Here is a 21,503-nt window from a genome sequence, read left to right as displayed (position 1 = left end):
GTAAAATTAAAGCAATGAGGAAAAGATGCAAATTAGAGTTTATTATGAAGATACAGATTGTGGAGGTATTGTTTATCATAGTAATTACTTAAAATTTTGTGAGAGAGCAAGAAGTGAAATGTTCTTTAATAGAGGAAAAATGCCTTATAATCAAAGTTTGAGTTTTGTTGTAAGAAGTCTGAATGCAAGCTTTATTAAAAGTGCAAAGTTAGGCGATATTCTTGAAATTAAAAATTTAATTCTTGAATTAAAGAAAGTGCAACTTACTCTTAAACAAGAAATTTATAAAGAAAAAGAAAAAATCTTTGAAATGGAAGTTAAGCTTGGCTGTATTAACCTTAAAAGCGGAAAACCATGTGAGATTACAAAAGATTTTTTGGAGGTTTTAGAATGCAACAAATAGAGGGAAAACCACAAATTGATTATCCAACGCAGTGGGAATATCGAATTATTGGAAAAGACAAACAAGAATTGCAAAAGATTGTTGAAGAAATTTTTCCCCCAGATTATAATCTAAAAGATGGACAAGCTTCAAGTAGTGGAAAGTTTGTCAGTATTGTTGTAAGTGTTGAAGTATCTACTCAAGAGCAGAGAAATGATTTTTTTGCCAAGCTCAAAAATCATCCGCAAATTTTAATGGTTTTATAAATGCTAAAAATTGGAAAGATTGATTATCTCAATCTTTTGCCCTTTGATATTTATCTTAAAAAATCATCCTTAAGCTTTCAACAAAAGAAAATGATTACTTATAGAAAATCTTATCCTGCAAAGCTCAATAGTGATTTTTTATTTTCTAGACTTGATGGGGGGTTTGTTTCTTCTATTATGGCTTTAGGAAAAAAAAATATAACAACAAATATAGGAATCATTGCAAAGGGTGAGGTTTGGAGTGTGATTGTATTGCCCAAAGAAAATCAAGATGATTATCAATCAGCTACCTCCAATGCTCTTGCTAAAGTTTTAAAGGTGAGTGGAGAAGTGAGGATAGGAGATAGGGCATTGCACTATAAAATTCAAGGAGGAGAATATCAGGATTTGGGGCTTTTATGGTGGAAGAAACACAGACTTCCTTTTGTATTTGGATTATTTTGCCTAAAAAAAAGAAGTGAGAAAATCCAAAGTATGCTTGAAGGATTTTCACGCACAAAGCCTAAAATTCCCTATTATATTCTTATCCAAAGCTCTTATTCTTCCAAGATTCCACCCAAAGAGATTAGGGCATATTTGCAAAAAATTTATTATGCTCTTAAAAGCAAAGAAAAAAGAGCTTTAGAGCATTTTCATCGAGAACTAAGAATTTTGGGGATTAAAAAACCTAAGAGAATCGAGTGATTTTTAGCCAATAAATTCTGCAGAATTTGCATAATCATTTTTTAAGCTAATCACTTGCTGAATTTTTCCAAGATTAAAAAATGTGCAAGATATAATAAGCGTTAGTGTCCCCCCCCCCTTTTTTTTGTAAGAATGATTGATGTTGTAAGCTAGAGCATAATTCATTTCCACAAAGCAATAAGATAGGCAATAAAATAATTACGGGGCAAAAGCATAAAAGGCAAAAATAAAGATGTAAGAGTTAAAGAGCGTGAAAGAGAACCTTGATTGTTTTATAATGTTCTTTTTTAGAATTCAGCAATTGCAATAAAAAAGGAGAGTAATGTGCAAGAAGTGATGAGTCATTTCAGAGACTTGAGCAAGATTCCACATTGCAGTTTTGAAACTGAGCAAATGAGAGAGTTTTTAGTAGAGTATGCTAAAGAATGTGGATGTGAAGTCAAAGTGGATAAAGTGGGCAATATTCATGCCTATAAGGGAGATCCAAAAGTATGTCTACAAAGTCATTATGATATGGTATGCATGGGAAAGGCTCCAGATATAGAAATTTATGAGCAAGAAGGCTATCTTAGGGCAAAAGATTCAAGTCTTGGGGCAGATAATGGCATTGGATGTGCAATTATGATGGAGGCAATGAGAAAATTTAAGAATATTGAGTGTCTCTTTACAATTGATGAAGAAGTAGGACTAATTGGTGCCAATGGTTTAGAGCATCAAATTAAGTCAAAAAAACTTCTTAATCTTGATCATGAAAATGATAGTCAAGTTACTATTGGTTGTGCTGGAGGTGTGGATATTTTTGTGAAAATACCCTATGAGACAAAGACCCTACAAGGAGAGGTGTATGAAGTAGAGGTGTATGGGTTTAAGGGGGGTCACTCAGGTGTAGATATTCTTAATCATCCAACAAGTTCAATTAAAACCCTTGCCTCTTTTATTAAAAGAAATCAAGGAGAAATCATTAGTTTTAATGGGGGTGAGAGGATTAATTCTATTCCCAAATATGCTAAAGCAAGAGTTATTTTTCCTCAACCCCCAAAGGAAGAGAAACAAATTAGTTTCAAATCCTTGGGAGTGAGAGAGGAGAAAATATCATTAAAAAGTGCAGAATTTTTATATTTACTCAATAGCTTTCCACAAGGATTACGCACTTATAATAGCGAACTTAAGATTGCACAAACAAGCATTAATCTTGCAATAGCAAAGCTTGAGAGAGGGGAGATTAATATTGAACTTTTTGCACGTTCAAATGATGAGAGTGAGTTAAGAGCAATTGAATTTGAGAGTGTAGAATTTTTTTCTTATTTCACTCAAGATGTGAGAAGTGATAATTTTTATTTGCCATGGGAGCCAAAAAAGAGTGTGTTTTCTGAGGAAGTTTTAGGGGTGATGAAAGCATACAATCCTTCTGCAAGTTATTATGCAATCCATGCAGGGCTTGAATGTGGGATCATTGGAGCAAAAATCAGAGATTTACAGTGTTGTTCGATTGGACCTAATATTTATAACCCCCACTCTACAGATGAGCGGTGTGAAATTAGCTCTATAGAAAAGATTTCAAAAGTAGTGTTTGAGATCATTGGAGCAAATCAGTAATGCCTATCCCTTGTGTGATTTTATGTGGAGGAAAAAGTTCAAGAATGGGAAGAGATAAGGCACTTTTACCTTTTCCCAGTGAGCCTTTGGCTGTTTTTATGTTTAAAAAAATGAAGAAGATTTTTTCTAGTGTGTATCTTTCTTTGAAAAATACAACCCCTTTACTTTCTTATGATGTGAGATTGATTCAAGAAAAAACAGGAGAGTTTGCACCAATGATTGGGATAAGGGAGGCTTTTGAGACATTGCAAAGCCAGAAAATCTTTTTTTTAAGTGTAGATACGCCTTTTATCACAGAAGAAGTGATCTATACTTTGCTTGCAGAGTGCATTGAGGGGGTGACTTATGCTAAAGATAGTCAAAAAGAACACTATCTTTGTGGAATTTATTCAAAAACAATTTATTCTATACTTTTAGATCTTATACAAAAACAGGACTATAAAATGTCTCATTTTATAGATTTGGTTCCTCACAAAAGTATGGATTTTAAGAATCCTGAGATTTTTAGTAATCTTAATACTCAAGAACACTATTTAAAAGCGTTGGAGAGATTGGGGCAACATGGCTGATGAAGAAAAGACCGAAGCCCCCTCTTCGCGTAAAATCGCCAAAGCAAGAGAAGAAGGCAATGTTGCCAAGAGTCCAGAGGTCGTTGGGTTTTTGGGATTAATTATTGGACTTTCTCTTATTTTTTTACTGTTTGGCTATTGGGTTGATGGATGCTCAAGAGTGTATATGCAGGTGATAAAATTTTTCAATCAAGAAATGAGTGTGGAAGATGGACTTAATCTTTGGTTTACCTTGCTTTTGGAGATTTTTTTTATGGTTGCCCCGATTTTTATAGGGTTGATGATCGGGGGGATATTGGGAAATGTAGGACAGTTTGGTTTGCTTTTTAGTCCAAAAGCCATAATGCCCAAGCTCTCAAAAATCAATCCTATTACAGGATTAAAAAATGTTTTTTCTCTGAAAAAACTTTTAGAAGGAATGTTTATCACCTTTAAGGTTTTTCTCTCTTTTGGTGTAGGGATTGGAGTATTTATTGGGTTTTTAGGAGAAATACCAACCGTTGGACGTCTTGGAATCTTTGATCAGATGATTTGGTTTAGAGATAAGGCACTGATTTTAATTGGAATTTTACTTCTTTTATTTTTTGTGTTGGCAAGTATTGATTTTATGATTAAAAAGTATCAGTACACCAAATCATTAAAAATGAGCAAAAAAGAAGTTAAAGATGAACATAAGCAACAAGAAGGAAGTCCTGAAATCAAGCAAAAGATTCGACAAATGCAAATGAAAGTGGCAATGAGTAGAATGATGAAAAATATTCCAAGTGCTTCTGTGGTTGTGACTAATCCTACGCATTATGCTGTTGCAATTCGTTTTGCAAAGGAAGATAGAGATCGTTTTGGTGTTCCTGTTGTCGTAGCAAAGGGAATTGATCATTTGGCTATTAGGATTAAGGCTATTGCTAGGGAAAATGAAATTCAAATTATAGAAAACCCCCCATTAGCACGAGAGCTTTATGCTAGAGTGGAAATTGATGCACCCATCAGTGATGATATGTTTGCAGCAGTTGCAACTTTACTCAAAGAGGTAATTAGAATTGAAAATCTGCAAGGAAGGGGAAATCGTTTTAATTTTGATGATTGATTTTGATATGATTTTCAAAGAAGAAAAAATATAAGGTTTAAGCAGTGGCACAGATTCGAGGATACAGAAGAAAAACAAATTATAAAGGTTTTTTGATTGTTTTGTTTTTGGTAGTTATTGGGGCTCTAGTGTATTTTGCAAGCCAATCAGAAATTTTTGAAAAAAAATCTCCCGAAATTATTATTGAGAATGCAGGGAATTTTTGGAATCCAAAAACCCAAACCCAAATCATTCTTAAGGACAGCAGTTCTATTAAATCTTACTCAATCCTTGCAACCCTTGAGAGCGGGGAGAAAGTCTTAGATATTCAAGAAGTTGTGCTTGATAAGCCAAAAGAGCTTAAAATTTTGTTGCCTATTCCCCAAAGAAAGCTTCCTGAAGGGGCTAAGATTAGCTATGAAATCAGTGCGACAGATTGGAGTAATTCAAATTTTTTTAGTGGAAATACAACTTTAAAACGAATGGATTTTACAATTGATACTCTAGCGCCAAAGGTTGAGGTCATCGCTTCGTCATTTTCCATCAGCTATGGAGGCAGTGCCTTAATTATTTTTAAAGCACTTGAGGATAATCTTAAAAAGCTTGTAGTCAGTAATGGTGTTGATGAATTTATTCCATTCCCCTATCTTAAAAAGGGTTATTATGCTGTGTTGATGGCTTGGCCTGTGAAAAATAAATCCTTTACCCCTACAATTATTGCCCAAGATCATGCAAATAATCAAACGCGTTATCAAATTGCAATTGTTAAAAAACTTCGTGGATATCGTGATTCTACAATCCGTTTACAAGATAAAAATTTTGGAAAAGTTGATGAGCTTGTTCAAATGCTTGTGCCTAATATGACTTTTGAAAGCCAAGGTGAAAAGTTTAGGTATCTCAATGAAATGATTAGAGAAAAAGATGAAAAAGCCATTTATGATGCAAGTTGCAACTTTCAAACTCAATTCATTTCTCATCCCATTATTTTTGAACGCTTTTATCCTCTTAAAGGGGCTCAGGTTGTTGGATCTTTTGGAGATAGTAGACATTATTACTATAAGGATAAAAATATTAGCAATTCTTATCATCTAGGACTTGATATTGCAAGTGTAGCAAATGCACCCATTATCGTATCTAATGCAGGTAAAATTGTTTTAGAACAAAAACTAGGAATTTATGGAAATACAGTTGTAATCTATCATAATTTAGGATTAGCTTCTTTATATTCTCATATTTCAAATTTTAAAAAATCTTTGGGTGATCAGGTGACAGATGGGGATGTAATTGCTGAGACAGGATCAACCGGTTGGGCTTTTGGAGATCATTTGCATTTTAGTATTTTAATTCAAGGACAATTTGTAAGAATTGCTGAGTGGATGGATGGTAAATGGATTAAAAATAATATTACAAGTGTATTTCAAAAAGGTGAAAAACTTATCTTAAGGGATCAGAAATGAAGCAAACAACAATTAAAAAACATGTAGAGGTTGTGGGCATTGGACTTCATAAGGGTGTGCCTGTGAATATGTCCCTAGACCCACTACCAGCAAATAGCGGTATTGTGTTTTATCGTACAGATAAAAATGTCAAAATTCCTCTTAAACCCGAGAATGTTGTAGATACGACAATGGCGACAGTTTTAGGAAAAGAGGATGTAAGAATTTCAACCATTGAACATCTTCTTTCTGCAGTATATGCTTATGGAATTGATAATCTTTTAATCAGCGTTGACAATGAAGAGATTCCTATTATGGATGGCAGTGCTATTGCCTATTGTATTTTACTTGATGAGGCAGGGATTGTAGAGCTTGATGCTAAGAGAAAATTAATTGAGATTAAAAAGCCTATTGAGGTTAAAGAAGGAGATAAGTTTGTGCGTATTGAACCAAGCAGTAAAACAATCTTTGATTTTAAAATCCTCTTTAATCATCCAAGCATACAGCAACAAAATTATCGTTTTGAATTCAGTACTCAAGCCTATAAAGAAGAAATAGCAAAGGCCAGAACTTTTGGATTTGTACAGGAGGTCAATTACTTGCGCTCACAGGGGCTTGCAAAAGGTGGAGGACTGAATAATTGTATTGTGCTTGATGAGAATGGAATTCTCAATAAAGAGGGCTTACGTTATCAAGAAGAATTTGTGCGACACAAGATTTTAGATGCGATTGGAGATATGGCAATTTTGGGAATGCCATTACTTGGAACCTATGTTTCTTTTGCGGGCAGTCATAAACTTAATCATCTTTTAACTAAACAAATTTTAGCCCAAAGTGATGCCTATGAACTTGTAGAACTTCCTGATGAAGAAATGGCCTATGAGGAGCAAAGAGAGTATGCCTACTCAAAAGAGCATTGATCTTGTTTTACTCTCTACTTCTTCTCCTCTTATATGCGGTATTTATGAGGATCTAGAACTCAAAGAGAGAAAAGATTATGAGTGTAAAACTTTAGATGCACTTATAGACTTGCTTGTCTTTCTTGGTGAGAGAAAGATTAAACGCATTTTTTATGCTAGAGGTCCTGGGAGCTTTACAGCAATTAAGCTAACCCATATTTTTGTGCAGACTTTAAGCATTACAAAAGAAATTGAACTCTACTCAACAGATACCTTTTATTTTAATTCCAATTCACCTATTAGGGCTTTTGGGAATCAATATTTTGTCAAAGAAGATGAAGAGATTATGCTTAGAAGTCTTGAAAAAGTAGAGAGCCAAGAATTTGTTTTGCCCCAAAAAATATGTAAAGAGGATTTTTCTAGAATTAATGAACCTTTGTATATTTTGCCACCGGTTTAAAGGAGTTTATTTTGGTTATTAGTGTTCCTGCAACAAGCGCAAATCTTGGGCCTGGATTTGATTGCTTGGGATTATCTCTAAATTTTCGCAATCGTTTTGAGATTATTCCTGCAACAAAGACAAGTGTGCAAATTAGTGGGGAGGGGGCAGAGCGTTTAAGGGCTGATGAGAGTAATTTGTTTGTTAAGATTTTTAAAGAAGTGCTAAAAGATTTGGGGGGAGAGAATCGAGATTTTCTGTTTAAATTCCATAATCAAATTCCTATTTCAAGAGGATTGGGAAGCAGTTCGGCAATGATTGTTGGAGCTGTGAGTGCAGGATTTTTAATGGCAGGGAGACGCTTAGATAAGGGAGCAATTCTCAATCGTTCTTTAGTGTATGAAAAGCATCCTGATAATATTACACCAGCAACATTTGGGGGATTTACAGTTTCTATGCTTGAGAAAAATAAAGTGTTTTATCTTAAACAAAATCTTCCCAAGACTATTAAAGCTGTGGTTGTGATTCCTGATAAACCCATGAGCACAAAATTTGCACGTTCTATTTTGCCTAAAAAATATAGTGTTGAAGAGAGTGTGTTTAATCTCTCTCACTCCAGCTTTCTTACAGGGATCTTTTTCTCAGAAAAATGGGATTTTTTACGTCTAGCAAGCAAAGATATGATGCATCAAAGTCAAAGAATACAGACTTTTCCTATTTTAGATGATGTAAGAAGGTGGGCTTTGCATAATGGGGCATTAATGAGCACACTTTCAGGGAGTGGATCAACAATTTTTAATCTCTGCTATGCAGATGATCAAGAAAAATTAAAAAAAGTTTTAAGTGACCGATTCAGGAATTTTAAGGTTTTGGCATTAGAATTTGATAATTTAGGTGTATTTAAAAGGGGCTAATGAGATAAAATGCTAAAAAATCAAATTCAAAAATCTTTTAAACTCGCCTCACCTAAAAGTCAAAGAATGTGTGTGTGCTGTAGAAAGAAATTTTTGCAAAGTGAAATATTGAGATTTTTTACTCAAGAAAACTCTCTAAAAATTTTTGAAGGTAAGGGAAGAAGTTTTTATGTTTGTTTGTCTTGCCTATCAGAACCTAGAAATCTTGATAAGATTCTCAAAATCAAAAGAATTCATACAACAGAGAATTTACTTCAACTAAAGGAGATTGTAGCCTTATGTCAATCACAATCAAAGATTTTGCAGTAGAACTTGCAATGAGCAACCCTAAAGATGCCCTCCAAAAAGCAAAAGAGCTTGGCATTTCTGTCAAAAATGTAGGCAGTGAGATTAGTGATGAGGATGCGCAAAAACTCGCTGATTATATTATGAGTGGAAAACTTCCACAAAAAAAGGCAAGCTCAAAATCTAAAAATGCAAAGATGGAAAAACTCAATAAAGAAAATAAGCCTACTAAAGCAAAGAGTGAGAAAATTCAAGAAGATCCAAAAAAAGAAATTGTTCAAGAGGCAATTAAAGAGGCTACAACAGATTTAGAAGAGAAAAATAATCTTGAAAATAAGCGTGTAGGAATCACTATTGTAAAAAAGAGTAAAGATGCATCTATGAAAACGCCAATTAAAGAAGAAACTAAAAAACAAGTGATTTCCCCAAATATTAAAGATCTTTTTAATGAAATTAAAGATATCAAAGAGGAAGAAGAGCTCAAGGTCAAGCCAAAGAAAAAAGAGAAGCCAAAAGTTCAAGTTTCCCATAAACAAAACGAACAAAAAATGAATTTTGATCGCGAATTTGGTAGCTTTGAAGATGAGAGTGATGAAATTGTTCTTTTTGATTTGCATGAACAAGAAATTAAAAATGAGGATGAAGAAAATCGTAAAAAACAGGCGATCGTTGATCGTGTACAAATGCAAAAGAAAAATAAATGGATGAATGAAGGCTCTATTCGACGTGATAAGAAAAAGAGAAAAACCTCCCCAGCCATAGTAGAGAAAAAAAGTGTTCAAAGTGCAATTGTCATTCCTGAGGAAATTAGGGTTTATGAGTTTGCAGATGTTGCGGGCCGTGAGTTAAAAGACGTAATTGGTGCTCTTTTTAAGCTTGGAGTGATGGTGACTAAGAATGATTTCTTAGATCGTGATGCAATTGAAATTTTGGCTGAAGAATTCAGCATTGAAATTTCATTTCAGAATATTGCCCCTGAGATTGAGATTGAAGAAGAACAGAATTTAGAGACTTATGAGCGTCCCCCTGTTGTAACAATTATGGGGCATGTTGATCATGGAAAAACCTCCTTGCTTGATAAAATTAGAAATTCAAGAGTAGCAAGTGGCGAAGCAGGAGGAATCACTCAGCATATTGGGGCATATATGGTGGAAAAAAATACAAAGATGATTTCCTTTATTGATACACCAGGTCATGAAGCTTTTACTGAAATGAGATCCAGAGGAGCACAAGTGACAGATATTGCAATTATTGTTATAGCGGCAGATGATGGTGTAAAACAGCAAACTATTGAAGCACTTAATCATGCAAAAGCGGCAAATGTACAAATCATTATTGCAATGAATAAAATGGATAAGGAAAATGCAAATCCCGATAAAGTCAAAGCAGAGTGTGCAGAGCTTGGATTTACACCTAGTGAATGGGGTGGGGAATATGATTTTATTCCCCTCTCAGCTAGAAGTGGAGAAGGAATTGAAGATTTATTAGAGAATATTTTAGTGCAAGCAGAGCTTCTTGAGCTTAAGGCTACACATTCTAATAGAGCTAAAGCAATTGTGCTTGAGGGGAGTTTGGAGAAGGGAAGAGGTCCTGTGGCTACAATTATTGTGCAAAATGGTGTATTAAGAGTGGGAGATCCAATTGTGGCAGATACGGCATTTGGACGTGTAAGAGCATTGCTTAATGATAGGGGGGAGAATATTAAGGAGCTTTATCCTTCAGGTGTTGCAGTTGTAACTGGACTTTCAGAAGTCCCAAGTGCTGGGGCAACTTTGATGAATGTTGAGAATGACAGTATTGCAAGAGAATTTGCAATGCAAAAGGCAAGCTATTTAAGGCAAAAGGAACTCAGTAAGAGCACAAAGGTAAGTTTTGATGAATTAAGTGAGATGGTAGCAAAAGGGCAGCTCAAGTCTCTTCCTGTGATTGTTAAAGCAGACACTCAAGGTTCTCTTGAGGCTATTAGAGCAAGTTTAAAGAAACTCAATAATGATGAGGTGGCAATTAATGTCATTAGTTTTGGTGTGGGCGGAATTTCTGAGAGTGATATTTCTTTAGCAAGTGCCTCAGAGAATTGCTTAATTTTAGGGTTTAATGTTCGTCCAACTGGAAGTGTGAAAAATAAAGCAAAAGAGCTTGCAGTTGAAATTAAAACTTATTCGATTATTTATGCTCTTCTTGATGATGTTAAAGCTTTAATTTCTGGAATGATGTCCCCTGTATTTGAAGAAGAAAATACAGGACAAGCAGAGGTAAGAGAGACCTTTAATATTCCAAAAGTAGGAACAATTGCTGGATGTTTTGTAGTTGATGGAAGTATTCAAAGAGGAATTAAGGTTCGTCTGATTCGAAATGGTGTTGTGGTTCATAATGGAAGCATTGTTTCACTTAAACGCTTTAAGGATGATGTCAAAGAAGTAGCAAAAGGATATGAATGTGGAATTATGCTTGAAAATTATAATGATGTAAGAGTGGGGGATGTTTTTGAAACTTACAAAGAAGTGGTTAAGAAGCAAACATTATGAGTGATATTAAACTTCAACGCTCCCAATCTCTCCTTTTAGAGCTTGTTACTGAAGCTTTAGGTATGCTTTCAAATCCTACTTTAAACTCCTTATCTATTACACAAGTGATCTGTTCTCGTGGGAAATATAATGCTGAAGTTTTTATTGAAGGAAGTGATTTTTCAGCAGAAGAAAAAGTTCTTATTCTAAAAGAACTCAAAAAGGCAGAGGGGATTCTTAGAGAACATATTCTAAGCTCAAGCGGATGGTTTAAATGTCCAAAACTTAACTTTAAATTTGATGATAGTCTTAAGAGCGTAAATTCTTTGGATAAGATTTTTGCACAAATTACTCAAGAAAGGGAAGGGTGATGATTACTCCAGATTTAGAAGAAAAGCTCAACAAATACATTCAAAGCTGTGGTTGTGAGCTTTATGATGTAGTAATGCTTAAAGAGTTTAATCAGGATATTTTAAGAGTTTTTATCACTTCAAAAGAGGGGATTACACTCAATCAATGCCAAGAGGTTTCTGAACTCATTTCTCCACTGCTTGATGTAGAAGAGCCTATTGCATCAAATTATATATTAGAAGTAAGCTCTCCAGGGATTGAGAGGGTTCTTAAGAAACCTCAACATTTTAAATTTTCTATTGGAGAGAGGATTGAAGTGAAAAGGATGGATAAAACAATTCTTGAAGGTATGCTTGAGGCAAGCGATGAAGAAGGGTTTGTAATCAATGGAGAAAAAATTCCTTATTCTCAAACCAAAAGGGTTAAAACACTCTTTCAATGGTAAAACTTGAAGAGATTTTTCTTAATTGGCTTATCAATCAAGCTTGGGAATTTCAAACCCTTGCCCTTCCTAATCCAAGTGTAGGAGCAATAGTTACAGACTCTTTTAATCGTCCCCTCTCTTATGCTTTCCATCAAAAAAGTGGAGAAGCTCATGCAGAGCTTGAGGCAATCAAAAAGGCTCTTATCGCTTTGAATGTCTTAGATCAAAGTAGGTGTGAAAATCTTAATTCTTGGGAAGTGTATGATCTTATTTTAAGCTCCCATCAAAATGCTCTTAAAGATTGCATAATCTATGTCACTTTAGAACCTTGTAACCATGAAGGTAAAACTCCTTCTTGCGCTAAACTTTTGACAGGGGTTAAAATTAAAAAAGTTTTCTTTTCTTCTTATGATTTGGGTTCTTATTCTAAAGGAGGGGCAGAGTATCTTCAAAGTAAGGGAGTTGAGGTTGTTGCTGGGGTATGTGAAGAGAAGGGTGATAGATTGCTCTATCCCTTTTTATGCATGAGAGAAAAAGGACATTTTAATCTCTTTAAAATCGCTCAATATCTTAATGCAAATTATAAAGAAGGGCAAATTTCAAATCAGAGTTCAAAAGCATTTACGCATACACAAAGGGGTGTAGCTGATGCGTTGATAATTTCAGGAAAAACGATTTTGTACGATCAGCCAAGACTAGATTTGCGTTGTGCTTATAGAAAGGATAAGACATATATTCCTGTAAAGATTCTCACAAAACAAAATTTAAATCCTCAAGAGTATTCTTGTATTCACTCCCCAGATATTACCCTGCACCAAAACCTCTCTTCTTTAGGCTTAGATAAGGGGTTTAATATTATTGAAGGAGGATATGAGATGCTTGAGAGTTTGAGAGAGCATTTGGATGCATTATTACTCATCTTTGCTCCAAAGTTTAGAGGAAAGGGTGAAGAAATAAAGCAAAGATTTGACTTAAGGTATTTACATTCTCATAGTATGAGGGATAACGGAGGTGAGGATGTGTTTTTATGGCTTCAGGTATAGTACGACTTTATCAGCTTAGCGATGGATATTGCTACAATAGTGATAGTCTATTTCTCTACGATTTCTCAAAATCTTTCTTAAAAGCAAAGCAAAGTCTCTTAGATGTAGGTTGTGGGAGTGGGATATTAGGAAAGCTTGCTAAAAGAGATTTTGACGTAGAACTCACAATGATAGAAAAAGATAAGTATATGGCATTTTTATCTCAAAAAAATGTTTTAGATTCAGAGGTGATTTGTGGGGACTTTTTGAACTATCAGAGTGAAAAGCGTTTTGATGTCTTGCTTTGTAATCCTCCATTTTATCGATGTGAAATTATTCCTGCAAAAAATAAAAGACTTAATTGGGCACGTAATGAATCTTTTATGCCTCTTAAAAAGTTTTTTCATAAATCTAAATGTATACTTAAACCTAATGGAATCTTGCTTTTTTGCTATGATGCCAAGGAGGCTCATCGAGTTTTTTTTGAACTTAGGAGTGCTGGTTTTAATGCAGAAGTTGCAAGATTTGTCCATCCTAGGGCTGAAAAAGAGGCTACACTTGTAATGATTAAAGCAAAAATACAAAGTAAATCCTCTTTAAAAATCCTCCCTCCTCTTTTTACTCATATTGGCAAAGAACAAATGCAAAACTCCCCAGAAGTGAAAAGAATTTATTCAGAATGTTCAACTTATAGTCTTAAAGTTCATTCAAGCTATATTGATTTAGAGTGAAAATAAGTGAAAATATACATTTTAAAGGAGTAAAAATGTTATTGAAGAACGAAATGGTAAAAAGTGGAGATATTCTTTTTCGCTATAGAAGTTATATCCCCTTAATTATGGTTCCATTGATTATATTTTCTCTTTTAGACTTTGGACAAAATCTCTTTACTCAAGGAAAATATAATCATACTTTAGTTATTACAGCATTGGTTGTAGGTTGTTTGGGTCAGTGGATTAGAATTCTTGTTGCAGGCTATGTGCCCCAAGGAACGAGTGGAAGAAATGTTCATGGACAGGTAGCTCATTCACTCAATACCACAGGAATGTATTCTCTTTGTCGTAACCCTTTGTATCTTGGAAACTTTCTTATGATGCTTGCACCTGTGATTTTGTTGGGGAACTGGCTTTTGCTTCTACTGTTCTGTGCGCTTTTTTGGATTTATTATGAGCGCATTATTTATACAGAAGAGAGATTTTTGGAAGAAAAATTTGGTGAAGAATATAAAAAATGGGCTCAAAAAACCCCTGCATTTTTTCCTTCATTTAAAATGTATAAGAAAAGTGTTTTAGATTTTTCTTTAAAAACAATGTTAAAAAGGGAATATCATTCATTTTTTGGTCTTACAACTTCACTCTTTTTTGCAAATTATCTGATTGTGTCAATTTCTCAAGAGAGTTTTAAAGTGACTTTAAATCCGATTTTATCGTGGGTGTTTATAGGGTCTGCTGTGTTTTATCTTATCATTCGTTTGATTGTGAAGAAAACACGATACTTTCATGTAGAGGGAAGATAACTATTCCCTCTTTTTTTACTGAGTAGAAATCCAGCCTTCCTTTACCCAAACTTTTTGAGCTTCTGCACTTTTGATAAAGTTGATAAAATCTTGAGCTTCTTGTATATTTTGCGAATCATTAGTTATAACAATTTCGCTTGCACGATACATTACACTCCCCTTACCACTATTGATAAACTCTGCCTTATCCTTACCTATTGCATTTGCCCAGTGTTCCCAAATGATGAGCGCATCAATACTTGAATCATTATTCCAATTCTCAACAGCAATTTTTGAATTTGGGGCAAAAACTTTGATGTTTTTTCTCAGAGCAACAAGGTTTTCTCTTTTGCCATACTTTAGCGCCATATCTTCATATAGTCCCACTTGTCCTGCACCATTGACTACCATAATGTTGATATCTTTCTTAAGTAGATCTTTGAAATTTTTAATTTTTTTGGGATTGTTTGGACGAACAATAATTCCAGCTTTACGAATATTGAGCACTTCAATTTTCTCTGCACTGATTTTTCCATCCATTTTACTTATAAAAGTATCCATCATTGCAGAGTTGCCACTATAAATAATATCAGCCTGAATCTTGGCTTCATCTATCCAAGTTGAAGCTGGACCTGCAATTATGATTACCTCTTGTCCTGTTTTTTGTTCATAGATAGAGGCCAGTTCTTTAAGGACTGGAGCAGGACCACCTGGACCATAAACATAAATTTGTGCACTTAGAAAAACATTCATAAGCGTTGTGAATAATAGAGATTTTTTCATTTTTTTCCTTTTAATATGAATTAGCATGTAAATCATAGAAAGGTAGGGTAAATAATACAAAAAGCTTTAGGGTTTTTTAGGAAAAAGTAGTTTGTGAGTGAGTGCAAGGATTTTTTTTAGAGTTTTTTGAGGATTTTTGGGATTGATGAGGGTATAAATCTTGTCTCCTCCCCATAAAATCATATCCCTTAGGCTAAAGATCCCAATACTAGGAATGCCTAAATTCTGAGCAATATGGATATTTCCTGTGCTTGGAGAGATGAGCAAATCAATCCTTGAAATCAATTCAACAAGATTAAGTAAATCCCAATCATTATGAAAAATACAGAAATTTGGATGAGAGAGGACTTCTTGAGGAAAAGTATTTTTAATTAAAGAATCTTTATCTTTAAAGGTAGGGACAATCACAAAATAATCCTTGAGTAGGACTTGAGTAATATGGGCATATTCATTTAAAGAGAGATTGACTTTTGCAGCATATCCAAAGGGGTTGACCATAATGAGTTTTTGATGATTGATATTTAAAGTAGAGAAAAAAGTATCAATAGTTTGGACATTGTGAGGGTATGTTTTGAGTGTAGGGATGCAATCAGAGAGTTTAATTCTTGTGCCTTTAGGGCGAGTAAGCCACACAAGATCAAGGAGTGTTTTTTTAATGGTTTGGGGTTTTGTGATAATGTTGGCAAAAAGAAGCTTAAGACGTGGATCAAAGAGATTATAGGGCTTAAGAAAGGTGTAGATGAGAGGAACATTGCTTTTTTTTAGACAACAAATTGTGTTTCTATCAGTGTTACTAGAAACAAGAAAATCTAGCTTTCGCTCATTAATGTGAGAAATAATATGTTGATCAATCAATACTATTTCCTCAATCCAATCAAAAGGGGAGTAGAGATTTTGTGTTAGGGTATTGCAAAAAATATAAAGCTTAGCTTGAGGGTGTAGAGTTTTTAAACCATAGATGGCAGGCAATGCAACAACGCTATCTCCAATTTTTGAATCAATATAGTAGCCTATTGCTTGCAAAACTCTTCAAACCTCTCAATGACTTTATGAATGATTTTATCCTCATCATCTTTTGTGAGTTGCTCTCTTTTTTTAGGGACAATAACAAGATTTTCTAATCTCATATTCTCCCCAATCCAAAGCATCGTATCCCTTTTGCTGAAGATACCAATTAAAGGAATATTGAGATTATTTGCAATATGTGCATTTCCTGTGCTTGGTGAGATAAGAAGATTGGTTTTGCTTGTTAGGGCAATAAGATTATAGAGATCGAGTGTATTATAAAAGAGTTTAAGATTTTGGAGTTTTGGAAAATCAAAACTTTGTGGATTACCTTCATAGGTGGGGATAATAAAAAAAACTTCGCAATAGCGTTTTGCTAAGATTGTGATAAGTTTAATCCAGCCATTGGAAGTAAGGGAGTGGGAGCATGTGCGTGAGTAGGGGTTAATCATCACGCAATATTTAAAATTTTGGGCGTAATTTTCATCTAAAAACTTTTGTGCATATGCAAAATGATAGTCCTTGGGTTTAAGTGTAATGGGAGAAAAATCAATCTTGCTATATCCCTCATCAAATATTTTTTTATCAATCTCTCTTACAAGTCTAAGCAATCGCTTGTATTGGGGTGTAGAATTAAAGTTTCTAGAAATAAAAATATTGTGGAATTTTAATCGATAAAAATTTCTAGGGCTAAGGAGGCTAATAATTCTTTTGACATTGCTTTTTGCCAAAAGATTACAAGGGGTTTTAATAGGTTGAGTGAGAATAAACTCATCAAATTCTAATAAATTTATATGTTCTAAGGTTTGTTCATAGCTATGAGTGTTAAGATTGAAAAGTTCATCAATAAAATCGAAATCTTGATAAATTTCTATCCCAATATCATTGGTATAAACTACAAGTTTGCAATGAGGATAAAGGGCTTTGATAGAGTAGATTGCACGAAGGGCAACAAGGGTATCGCCAATAAGAGCATTACGATAGAAACCAACTTTCAATTCATTTCCTTATTCTGTGGGGGTGATAGTTTTAAGATAAACATTTTCACTGAGCATCACATACAATCGTCCTAAGATATCTTTTTTGCTCTCATCATTTAACTCCGCATTCTCCTCAATCCTAAGTCTTAATCGGCGTTCAATTTCTTTAGTATCATAATCAATATCATCAAGTACATCTAAAATGGTTTGAGCCTCTAAGATATTTGTAATCTCATAACCTTTATTCAAATCATCATCAAGCACAACACTAAATTCAGTGGGATGAGTGAAGAGATTATGTTTCATTCCTAATACTTCTTGATAAGCTCCCACTAAGAAAAAACCTAGGAAATAATCCTCCTTTGTCACATCCACATCATGTAAAAATAAGGGTTTCTTGCTATCAAAAGCAATTTCTCCATCACTGTCACAAGTAATATCCCATAAACTTGCACTTCGTGTAGGGCGTTTATTGAGTCTATCTAGGGGCATGACAGGAAAGTTTTGCCCCAATCCCCAATAATCTGGCAAACTTTGGAAAAAGGAGCAATTAAGTAAATAGCGTTCTTGCACCTGCTCTTGGATACGGATAAGCTCATTGTGGTTTTTATGTTTAAGGAGTTTGATCACTTTTTTAATCACCAAGTGGACAAGCACTTCAGTATTGCTCCGATCTTGTAAATCAATATAACCTAAATCAAAAAGTGTCAGTAAAGATTCCATATGATCAAGACTATCGTGGAGGTATTCAATGGCATTTTTTTCATTAATGCTTTGATACAAATCATTAAGTTCTTCAATGAGTGGAGGGTTTTTGTCTTTAAGTTTGAGGGCTTTTTCATCATATTCTTGAGAAAATAGTTCTAAGACTGGAGCAATCAGCACAGCATGAGAAGCTGCAATATATCGTCCTGATTCAATATAGATATCAGGCTCGGGCTCTTGTTTGTTTTTGGCAATCTCACGCAAAGAAAACACCACATCCCCACTGAATTCATTTAAAGTGTAATTGCAATGATTGATGCTAGGGTGTTGGGTGTATTCAACTGCTAAACCTCCACCAATATTGACACAAGTGAGATTTTTGGCCCCCATTTTTCTAAGCTCTGCATAAAGATTTCCTGCCTCTCTTAGAGCCTTTTTAAGTGGAGAAATATCACTAATTTGGCTTCCGATATGAAAGTGAATCATTGTAAAGAGATTGAGAAGTTTATTTTTTTCTAACAAGGCAATAGCCTCTAAAAGCTCAGTGCTATTAAGACCAAATTTAGAGTTGATCCCTCCACTCTTCGCCCAAATTCCTACACCACTGCTATGAAGTCTAATTCTAAGTCCAATATTTGGATAGGGAGGACTAAACTCTTGGGCAATTTCAATAATGCTTTCAAGCTCATTAAGTCCTTCAATGGTTAAAGTGATCTCATGTCCCATATTTGCCGCAACAAAGCCTAAAGAAATCATTTCCTTATCTTTAAAGCCATTCACTGTGATTGGGGAATTTTTGTTGGTGTATGCCATAGCCAAAATAAGTTCAGCCTTACTCCCTGCTTCAAGTCCATAGCATCTATCTTTGCTGAGCTCAACAAGAGGGAGGACAAAATTTGGCATTTGATTGACTTTGAGTGGAAAAACAGCTTTAAATGCACCTTTGTATTTGTATTCAGAAATCGAACGTTCAAAACAATTAAAAATTTTGTCAATTTGATTTTTAATTAAATGAGGAAATCTGAGTAATAATGGCCCTCGATACCCCTGTTCTCGGATATCTTTAACAATATCTATAAGCGCAGGCTTACTTTGGGCGGCAAGTTTAACTACCCCATCTTCAATTAAAAAATCTTGATTTGCCCAAAAATTTATCCCATAATCAACCATTATATTCCCTTAGATGCAAAGTAAAGGAAAGATTATAACAGCAATAAGGAAAAGCACTATATTTTTTTAATCTCTCTTTTCTTTGGTGTATTCTAGATCTTTATACATGCGATATTTTTCTTCTAAAATTTTGAGGATCTCTTTTGTTTTTATTAAATCTTTTTTGGCAAATTCTATTTGGTTTTTAATAATTTCTTTACGCTCTTTTAGGGTTTGATCACCCTGAAGATAGAGATTAATGTAGAGCTTTATAGTTTTAATATCCATCTTTGTTTTTCTAAGACACTCTATCCAACCTAGTTGATCAATATCTTGCTGACTAAAATATCGCACTTTATTTTTATCAGTTTGCAAAGAGGGGAATAGCCCCTTTTTAATCCAAAAGCGAATTTTTGTTGAGGGGATTCCTGTTTTTCTCTCTACTTCAATGATTGTCCAAGCCATTGGTTTCCTTTTGTTCCAAAAGTCGTGTTCTTATCAGCAATAAAACAATACCAAAAATACTTAAAAGCACAGAGGCAAGCACACCAAAGCGTGATCCATTGAAAGAGATAAATAACCCACAAAGAAATGTTCCAAGAGTTGTGCCAATGTTTGCTGTGCTTATATATAAACCATTTGCAAATTCTTTGGATTGTGGCAGGGGTTGTGTGATGATAAAATGACTCATATTGCTGCCTACTCCTGCAACAATTCCAAGGATGGCTAATAGAGTTGTTACAAAGATCTGTGTCTCTCCACTAAAAAATAGCGCTAAATAAAGTGCTATAAATAATAGAGGTACAATTTTAAGTGTTGCTTCTGGAGATTTTACAAGAACTTTTCCAGCAATAGAATTTCCCAATACATTCCCAAATCCATACACCAACAACAATACACTAATAAAAGTAAAACTAAGATTTGAAACATTCAATAAAAACTCGCTCATATAACTATAAAAACCAAACATTGCACCAAAAAATGCAATCACTATAAGCGAACAAATCCATACAATAGGATTTTTAAATGCTTTAAATTGCTCTTTTTGTGAAGATTTTTGTGTTTGTTTTTGTGAGGGAATAATCATGATTGTTGCAAGCAGTGCGATTGCATGAAGTATGGCAAAAAAGATAAATGATACTGCAAGATTTGTATAACTTGCGACATAGCTTGTTAGAGGGACTCCAAGTGTCATTCCTGCAGAAATTGCCATAAAGATTTTGCTTACTGCCTTTGGAGCTTGATCAGGTGAAAGAGAGTTTTGGGCAATACTAAAGGCGAATGCAAGATAAATAGGGTGGAAAAATGCAGGAAGTGCGCGTAAAATAAGTAAGAGAATAAAATTGGTACAAAATGCTGAAAGAAATGAGCTAGTTGCAAAAATGGATAAACAAATAATTAGAATCTTCTTTGCATCATATTTTGTAAAAAATGTTGGGAGGATTGGGCCACAAAGGGCAACAATCAAAGCAAAAATACTCACTACCCATCCCGCATCAGCTACACTAATTTGGTAGGTTTGAGCGATTATTGGAATAATGCCCATTGCTCCAAGTTCCATAGTAAGTAATGCAAAAACGCCAAACATGAGTGTTGGGATAAGAAAGATGTGATTCTTGGGCATCGGGCTTATCCAAATATCTTTTTTAAATGTGTCTTATAATTTGTAAGATATTGATTTACTTGTGGATCTTTTATAACATCATTGCACATAAAACTTGGAAGCTTCTGCATTCCACAAAATTGATGAGTTTTATCTAGTTGCACAAATATGCCCTCTACCCCAAAAGCACCAAAAAACTGATCCTTATCTGTAAATGCTTCTAGGGGTGCATTCCAAGTGCTGCAAAGCATATAACTTTTATTTTGGGCTAACCCACCACTTCCATATTTTTTGCTTAAGTCACTTTGGCTTCTGCCATCATTGGCAAATAATTGAGTGTCTGCAATATAGATTTCATCAATATATTTTTTTACTATCCAAGGCTCTCCCATCCACCAAACAGGAAATTGATAAATCAAGCAATCTGCCCATTTAAGATTTTCCACTTCTTGAGCTATTTCATAGCCTTGATCAATAATCACCTCTTTAATTTGATGTCCAAGTTCAGAAAGTGTTTGCTTTGCGAGATTGTGTAAAGTTGTATTTAATTCCCCCTTGGAATGTCCAAATTCCTTTGTGCCGTTGAGTAGATAAATATTCATTATTTCTCCTTTTTGTGTTTTATTTATTTGAGACATTCTTGTAAAACAAGATCATTGCTTAAATAAGATCTTTGTGCATTGTTGTGCAAATGCATCCAATCTATGCTTAATAGGTAATATTTAAGTTTGAATGTATTTTGACTCAAACTTATTGTGTTCCCTAGGATTGAATTATCAGTGCTAGACTTTATTTTTTATCTCTTGATATTAAGCTTAAAAAATATCCCCTCTACTTGTAAGTTTTTGCAGAGATTGGCAAAATTCTTATACCCTTTTTGTATTTTTTATATATCTCGTTTCCTTGAAGTCAAAAATAAAGTGTAAGTATAAAACCTGAGACCTAGTCT

At 34.3% G+C, this 21,503-nt stretch carries 24 protein-coding genes; 17 read left to right on the top strand and 7 right to left on the bottom strand.

Going from position 1 to position 21,503, the window contains the following annotated elements:
• The first annotated feature begins 25 nt into the window (after positions 1–25).
• From CQA62_RS00700 to CQA62_RS00620, 17 genes are all read left to right on the top strand, one after another.
• Entirely contained in the window at positions 26–403 is a 378-nt protein-coding gene (locus tag CQA62_RS00700) for a YbgC/FadM family acyl-CoA thioesterase (RefSeq protein WP_104723712.1), read from the top strand.
• Complete coding sequence (locus tag CQA62_RS00695; RefSeq protein WP_104723710.1) at positions 391–648, top strand: HP0495 family protein; 258 nt, start codon at positions 391–393, stop codon at positions 646–648. Before CQA62_RS00700 ends, CQA62_RS00695 begins: the two co-directional genes overlap by 13 nt.
• Positions 649–1,332: an MqnA/MqnD/SBP family protein gene (locus tag CQA62_RS00690; protein ID WP_104723708.1), complete on the top strand. Its 684-nt coding sequence runs from the start codon at positions 649–651 to the stop codon at positions 1,330–1,332.
• Between the two features lie 324 nt (positions 1,333–1,656).
• A complete protein-coding gene (locus tag CQA62_RS00685; protein WP_197720399.1) occupies positions 1,657–2,928 on the top strand; it encodes a M20/M25/M40 family metallo-hydrolase in 1,272 nt (423 codons plus the stop codon).
• Complete coding sequence (locus tag CQA62_RS00680) at positions 2,928–3,497, top strand: NTP transferase domain-containing protein (RefSeq protein ID WP_104723706.1); 570 nt, start codon at positions 2,928–2,930, stop codon at positions 3,495–3,497. The genes CQA62_RS00685 and CQA62_RS00680 overlap by 1 nt, the downstream gene beginning before the upstream one ends.
• Entirely contained in the window at positions 3,490–4,581 is a 1,092-nt protein-coding gene (gene flhB, locus CQA62_RS00675; RefSeq protein ID WP_104723704.1) for a flagellar biosynthesis protein FlhB, read from the top strand. The genes CQA62_RS00680 and flhB overlap by 8 nt, the downstream gene beginning before the upstream one ends.
• Positions 4,582–4,625: 44 nt before the next feature.
• Positions 4,626–6,017, top strand: coding sequence for a M23 family metallopeptidase (locus CQA62_RS00670; protein WP_104723702.1), 1,392 nt, complete (start codon positions 4,626–4,628; stop codon positions 6,015–6,017).
• The gene (gene lpxC / locus CQA62_RS00665; RefSeq protein WP_104723700.1) at positions 6,014–6,916 is read left to right on the top strand and encodes a UDP-3-O-acyl-N-acetylglucosamine deacetylase; all 903 of its coding nucleotides are present in this window, start codon (positions 6,014–6,016) and stop codon (positions 6,914–6,916) included. Before CQA62_RS00670 ends, lpxC begins: the two co-directional genes overlap by 4 nt.
• On the top strand, positions 6,894–7,355 hold the full coding sequence (locus CQA62_RS00660; protein WP_104723698.1) for a hypothetical protein: 462 nt from the start codon (positions 6,894–6,896) through the stop codon (positions 7,353–7,355). The genes lpxC and CQA62_RS00660 overlap by 23 nt, the downstream gene beginning before the upstream one ends.
• 11 nt (positions 7,356–7,366) lie before the next feature.
• Positions 7,367–8,248 (top strand): homoserine kinase, encoded by an 882-nt coding sequence (thrB, locus tag CQA62_RS00655; protein WP_104723696.1) that lies wholly within the window; start codon positions 7,367–7,369, stop codon positions 8,246–8,248.
• A 9-nt stretch (positions 8,249–8,257) separates the two neighbouring features.
• Positions 8,258–8,557 (top strand): YlxR family protein, encoded by a 300-nt coding sequence (locus CQA62_RS00650; protein ID WP_104723694.1) that lies wholly within the window; start codon positions 8,258–8,260, stop codon positions 8,555–8,557.
• On the top strand, positions 8,527–11,058 hold the full coding sequence (gene infB, locus CQA62_RS00645; RefSeq protein WP_104723692.1) for a translation initiation factor IF-2: 2,532 nt from the start codon (positions 8,527–8,529) through the stop codon (positions 11,056–11,058). The genes CQA62_RS00650 and infB overlap by 31 nt, the downstream gene beginning before the upstream one ends.
• Positions 11,055–11,408 carry a 30S ribosome-binding factor RbfA gene (gene rbfA, locus CQA62_RS00640; protein WP_104723690.1) on the top strand — a complete coding sequence of 118 codons (354 nt, stop codon included), beginning with the start codon at positions 11,055–11,057 and terminating at the stop codon, positions 11,406–11,408. Before infB ends, rbfA begins: the two co-directional genes overlap by 4 nt.
• The gene (locus CQA62_RS00635; protein ID WP_104723688.1) at positions 11,408–11,833 is read left to right on the top strand and encodes a ribosome maturation factor RimP; all 426 of its coding nucleotides are present in this window, start codon (positions 11,408–11,410) and stop codon (positions 11,831–11,833) included. Before rbfA ends, CQA62_RS00635 begins: the two co-directional genes overlap by 1 nt.
• Entirely contained in the window at positions 11,827–12,855 is a 1,029-nt protein-coding gene (gene ribD / locus CQA62_RS00630; RefSeq protein WP_104723686.1) for a bifunctional diaminohydroxyphosphoribosylaminopyrimidine deaminase/5-amino-6-(5-phosphoribosylamino)uracil reductase RibD, read from the top strand. The genes CQA62_RS00635 and ribD overlap by 7 nt, the downstream gene beginning before the upstream one ends.
• Positions 12,840–13,565 carry a tRNA1(Val) (adenine(37)-N6)-methyltransferase gene (locus CQA62_RS00625; protein ID WP_104723684.1) on the top strand — a complete coding sequence of 242 codons (726 nt, stop codon included), beginning with the start codon at positions 12,840–12,842 and terminating at the stop codon, positions 13,563–13,565. Before ribD ends, CQA62_RS00625 begins: the two co-directional genes overlap by 16 nt.
• A gap of 35 nt (positions 13,566–13,600) precedes the next feature.
• The gene (locus CQA62_RS00620; RefSeq protein ID WP_104723682.1) at positions 13,601–14,350 is read left to right on the top strand and encodes a methyltransferase family protein; all 750 of its coding nucleotides are present in this window, start codon (positions 13,601–13,603) and stop codon (positions 14,348–14,350) included.
• A 15-nt stretch (positions 14,351–14,365) separates the two neighbouring features.
• On the opposite strand, the gene CQA62_RS00615 is transcribed toward CQA62_RS00620, so the two are convergent.
• The 7 genes from CQA62_RS00615 to CQA62_RS00585 form a co-directional block, all read right to left on the bottom strand.
• Positions 14,366–15,112 (bottom strand): extracellular solute-binding protein, encoded by a 747-nt coding sequence (locus CQA62_RS00615; protein WP_104723680.1) that lies wholly within the window; start codon positions 15,110–15,112, stop codon positions 14,366–14,368.
• A 66-nt stretch (positions 15,113–15,178) separates the two neighbouring features.
• The gene (locus CQA62_RS00610; RefSeq protein WP_104723678.1) at positions 15,179–16,135 is read right to left on the bottom strand and encodes a glycosyltransferase family 9 protein; all 957 of its coding nucleotides are present in this window, start codon (positions 16,133–16,135) and stop codon (positions 15,179–15,181) included.
• On the bottom strand, positions 16,123–17,115 hold the full coding sequence (locus CQA62_RS00605) for a glycosyltransferase family 9 protein (protein WP_104723676.1): 993 nt from the start codon (positions 17,113–17,115) through the stop codon (positions 16,123–16,125). Before CQA62_RS00605 ends, CQA62_RS00610 begins: the two co-directional genes overlap by 13 nt.
• Before the next feature lie 9 nt (positions 17,116–17,124).
• Positions 17,125–18,972: an arginine decarboxylase gene (speA, locus tag CQA62_RS00600; RefSeq protein ID WP_104723674.1), complete on the bottom strand. Its 1,848-nt coding sequence runs from the start codon at positions 18,970–18,972 to the stop codon at positions 17,125–17,127.
• Between the two features lie 66 nt (positions 18,973–19,038).
• The gene (locus CQA62_RS00595; RefSeq protein WP_104723672.1) at positions 19,039–19,416 is read right to left on the bottom strand and encodes a MerR family transcriptional regulator; all 378 of its coding nucleotides are present in this window, start codon (positions 19,414–19,416) and stop codon (positions 19,039–19,041) included.
• Positions 19,397–20,575, bottom strand: coding sequence for an MFS transporter (locus tag CQA62_RS00590; RefSeq protein WP_104723670.1), 1,179 nt, complete (start codon positions 20,573–20,575; stop codon positions 19,397–19,399). The genes CQA62_RS00595 and CQA62_RS00590 overlap by 20 nt, the downstream gene beginning before the upstream one ends.
• A 5-nt stretch (positions 20,576–20,580) precedes the next feature.
• A complete protein-coding gene (locus CQA62_RS00585; RefSeq protein WP_104724192.1) occupies positions 20,581–21,159 on the bottom strand; it encodes an NAD(P)H-dependent oxidoreductase in 579 nt (192 codons plus the stop codon).
• Positions 21,160–21,503 lie beyond the last annotated feature (344 nt).

Source organism: Helicobacter cholecystus, assembly GCF_003364215.1.
Taxonomy (GTDB): Bacteria; Campylobacterota; Campylobacteria; order Campylobacterales; family Helicobacteraceae; genus Helicobacter_G; species Helicobacter_G cholecystus.
This window is presented reverse-complemented; position numbering and strand designations above follow the sequence as displayed.